Raw genomic sequence first — 3521 nt, forward strand, 5'->3', positions numbered from 1 at the left:
AAATTGTAAATTGTGTTAATCAACCTGCGTGCATGAACCATTAATCAATTAACGAAAGTATGCTTCTAATGATAATTATTGGGACTGAAAGCCCATGAACAATAAATTGGTGCGCGAAGCCCGGCGGCACCCACAGCTGGCGCTGATTCTCGGCGCTCAGCTCGACGCCTTCCCAGCGGCCGAAGTTGGGGCTGGAGCGGCGGATATCGACCGCCACATCAAACACCGCGCCGCCGACCACACGCACCAACTTGCCCTGGGTGTGCGGCGGCAGCTGGAAATGCAGACCGCGCAGCACGCCGCGGGCCGAACGGGAATGGTTGTCCTGCACGAAGCGGACCTCGGAGCCGACCGCTTGGTTGAAAACTTTCTCACTCCAGCTCTCGCTGAAGAAGCCGCGTGCATCGCCAAACACGCGGGGCTCGACGATCAAGACCTCGGGTAGACGGGTGGGAGTGATCTTCATGCTCAAAAGGCTTTGTCGCCCAGCAGTTTTTGCAGGTATTGGCCGTAGCCGTTCTTGGCCAGTGGCTTGGCCAAAGCGGCCAACTGATCGGCCGTGATCCAGCCCGAGCGGTAAGCGATTTCCTCGGGGCAAGCGACCTTCAGCCCTTGGCGCTTTTCCAGCGTGGCGATGAACTGGCCCGCTTCGAGCAGGCTGTCATGGGTGCCGGTGTCTAACCACGCATAGCCACGGCCCATGATCTCGACCTGCAACTGCTGTTGCTTGAGGTACTGGGCATTGACGTCGGTGATTTCCAGCTCGCCGCGCGGGCTGGGCTTGATGCTGGCGGCGATATCGCAGACCTGCTCGTCGTAAAAATACAGGCCGGTGACGGCGTAATTGCTCTTCGGGGCTAGCGGCTTCTCGGCCACCGAGATGGCCTTCTTGTTCGCGTCGAACTCGACCACGCCGTAGCGCTCAGGGTCGGTCACATGGTAGGCAAACACGGTAGCACCGGTCTGGTTGGCGTCGGCGTTAGCAAGCAGGCCCTGGAAGTCATGGCCGTAGAAGATGTTGTCTCCAAAGACCAAGGCGCTGGGGCTGCCGCCAATGAAGTCACGGCCCAAGATGAAGGCCTGCGCCAGGCCGTCCGGGCTGGGTTGCACGCAGTAGCTGATATTCAGACCCCAGCGCTTGCCGTCGCCCAACAGCGCCTCAAAGCGCGGAATGTCTTGCGGCGTGCTGATCAAGAGGATGTCGCGGATGCCGGCCAGCATCAAGGTGGCCAGCGGGTAGTACACCATCGGCTTGTCATAGACCGGCAGCAGCTGCTTGCTCATGGCCAGGGTGGCGGGGTGCAGGCGCGTGCCCGAACCCCCGGCGAGGATGATGCCTTTGCGATTGTTTGTCATGGAGTCTTTCTCAGAGGATTTCGGTCAGCATGCGCTCGACGCCCACAGCCCAAGCGGGCAACGTGAGGCCGAAGGCGGTCTGTAGTTTGTTTGTAGACAGGCGCGAATTCAGCGGCCTTTGGGCAGGAGTCGGGTAATCGCTGGTCGGGATCGGCAGGATTTGCTCGGGCCTGACCTTGATCGGCGCTCCCTTGGCCCGCGCGAATTCAATCACATGCTGTGCATAGGCATGCCAGCTGGTTTCGCCGCTGGCCACCGCGTGATAAGTGCCGCTCAGGGTTGGCCTGGTTAGCGTGGCTCTGAGCATATGGGCCGTTAGGTCGGCGAGCAGGTCGGCACCGGTTGGCGCGCCGATCTGGTCACTGATGACCTTCAATTGCTCGCGCTCGGCGGCCAGTCGCAGCATGGTCTTGGCGAAATTGCCGCCGCGCGCCGCGTAGACCCAGCTGGTGCGCAGAATCAGGTGTTGGCAACCACTCGCGCGAATCGCATCTTCGCCGGCTAATTTGCTGGCGCCGTAGACGCTCAAGGGTGCGCTTAGGGCTTCTTCGCTGCGGGCCTCTTCGCCGCTGCCGTCGAACACATAGTCTGTGCTGTAGTGGATCAGCAAGGCGCCCAGGGCCTTGGCTTCCTGCGCCAACAAGCCGGGCGCGGTGGCGTTGATTTGCTGAGCCATTTCGGGCTCGGACTCGGCCTTGTCGACGGCGGTGTAAGCGGCGGCGTTGACGATCACTTGCGGGGCGATCGCCTTGACCTTTGCCAGCAAGCCCTGACCGTCGGCTAGATCGCCGCCGTCATGTCGGTCCAGTGCAAACAGCTCACCCAGCGGCGCCAAGGCGCGCTGCAACTCCCAGCCGACTTGGCCGTTCTTGCCAAGCAAGAGAATCTTCATGCGCTGTACTGTTGAGCCACCCAATCGCGGTAGGCGCCGCTTTGCACCCGCGCCACCCAGTCGGGATGATCCAGATACCACTGCACCGTTTTTCGGATGCCGGTGGCAAAGGTCTCGGCCGGGCGCCAGCCGAGCTCACGCTCGATCTTGCGGGCGTCGATGGCATAACGCCTGTCGTGGCCGGGGCGGTCCTTGACGTAGGTGATCAAGCGCTTGTAGCTGCCCCCAGCATCGGGGCGTAGCTCGTCCAGCAGCGCGCAGACGGTGTGGACGATGTCCAGATTGGTCATCTCGTTCCAGCCGCCGATGTTGTAGACCTCGCCGACTTGGCCTCCGGCCAGCACCGCGCGGATCGCCGACGCGTGGTCGGTCACATACAACCAGTCCCGTACATTCTGGCCGTCACCATAGATGGGTAATGACTTGCCCGCCAAAGCATTGACGATCATCAACGGGATCAGCTTCTCGGGGAAGTGCAAGGGTCCGTAGTTGTTCGAGCAATTGGTGGTCAGCACTGGCAAGCCGTAGGTGTGGTGCCAGGCCCGCACCAAATGGTCGCTGGCCGCCTTGCTGGCCGAGTAGGGGCTGTTGGGCTCGTAGGTCTTGGTTTCGGCGAAAGGGGCGTCGTCGGCCCCGAGCGAGCCGTAAACCTCGTCGGTCGAGACATGGTGGAAACGAAACGCTGACTTGCCTGCCTCGTCCAGCTCGCTCCAATAGGCGCGCGCCGCTTCAAGCAGCGTGTAAGTGCCCTCGATATTGGTGCGCATAAAGGCGCCGGGCCCGCTGATCGAGCGGTCGACATGGCTTTCTGCGGCGAAATGCAGCAGCGCGCGCGGCTGGTGCTCGGCCAAGAGTTTGGCGAGCAGCGGGCCGTCACAGATATCACCCTTGACGAACACATGCCGTGCGTCGCCGGTCAGGCTGCTGAGGTTTTCCAGATTGCCGGCATAGGTGAGTGCGTCCAGCGTCACCACCGGCTCGTCCGACTGAGACAGCCAATCCAAAACAAAGTTACTGCCGATGAAGCCGGCGCCGGGTTGGATTGGGGTTCGGGGTTGCTGATCGGCCTGGATCCAAGGTTCACGACGAGATTTTTTATGATGTTGCGCAACTTGAAACCGGTGCAATGAGTCCTATTTACCGGACGACCAATAACGCCGGTGGAATTGAGGGCGGCATGTCCAATGGTGAGCCGATTGTGCTGCGAGCGGCCATGAAGCCGATTCCGACCCTGTACAAGCCGCTGCGCTCGGTGGACATGCGGACACATGAA

Annotated in this window: 4 protein-coding genes and 1 pseudogene; 1 reads left to right on the plus strand and 4 read right to left on the minus strand. The window is 61.3% G+C overall.

The genetic code is table 11. The features are described 5' to 3' along the window. Positions 1-97: 97 nt before the first annotated feature. From rfbC to rfbB, 4 genes and pseudogenes are all read right to left on the minus strand, one after another. Positions 98-466, minus strand: a pseudogene (gene rfbC / locus RMO57_RS05650) (dTDP-4-dehydrorhamnose 3,5-epimerase); the annotation flags it as partial. A gap of 2 nt (positions 467-468) precedes the next feature. Then, positions 469-1356 (minus strand): glucose-1-phosphate thymidylyltransferase RfbA, encoded by an 888-nt coding sequence (gene rfbA, locus RMO57_RS05655; protein ID WP_310385012.1) that lies wholly within the window; start codon positions 1354-1356, stop codon positions 469-471. A gap of 10 nt (positions 1357-1366) precedes the next feature. Next, positions 1367-2248, minus strand: coding sequence for a dTDP-4-dehydrorhamnose reductase (gene rfbD / locus RMO57_RS05660; RefSeq protein WP_310385014.1), 882 nt, complete (start codon positions 2246-2248; stop codon positions 1367-1369). Then, positions 2245-3291 (minus strand): dTDP-glucose 4,6-dehydratase, encoded by a 1047-nt coding sequence (rfbB, locus tag RMO57_RS05665; RefSeq protein ID WP_310385016.1) that lies wholly within the window; start codon positions 3289-3291, stop codon positions 2245-2247. Before rfbB ends, rfbD begins: the two co-directional genes overlap by 4 nt. On the opposite strand from rfbB, the gene RMO57_RS21970 reads away from it, so the two are divergent. Continuing rightward, on the plus strand, positions 3291-3521 hold a 231-nt coding region (locus RMO57_RS21970; protein WP_414896375.1), incomplete at its 3' end, for a chorismate synthase. The two genes, rfbB and RMO57_RS21970, sit on opposite strands and share 1 nt — an antisense overlap.

The sequence above is a fragment of the Roseateles sp. genome, from assembly GCF_031397715.1.
Taxonomy (GTDB): Bacteria; Pseudomonadota; Gammaproteobacteria; order Burkholderiales; family Burkholderiaceae_C; genus Paucibacter_A.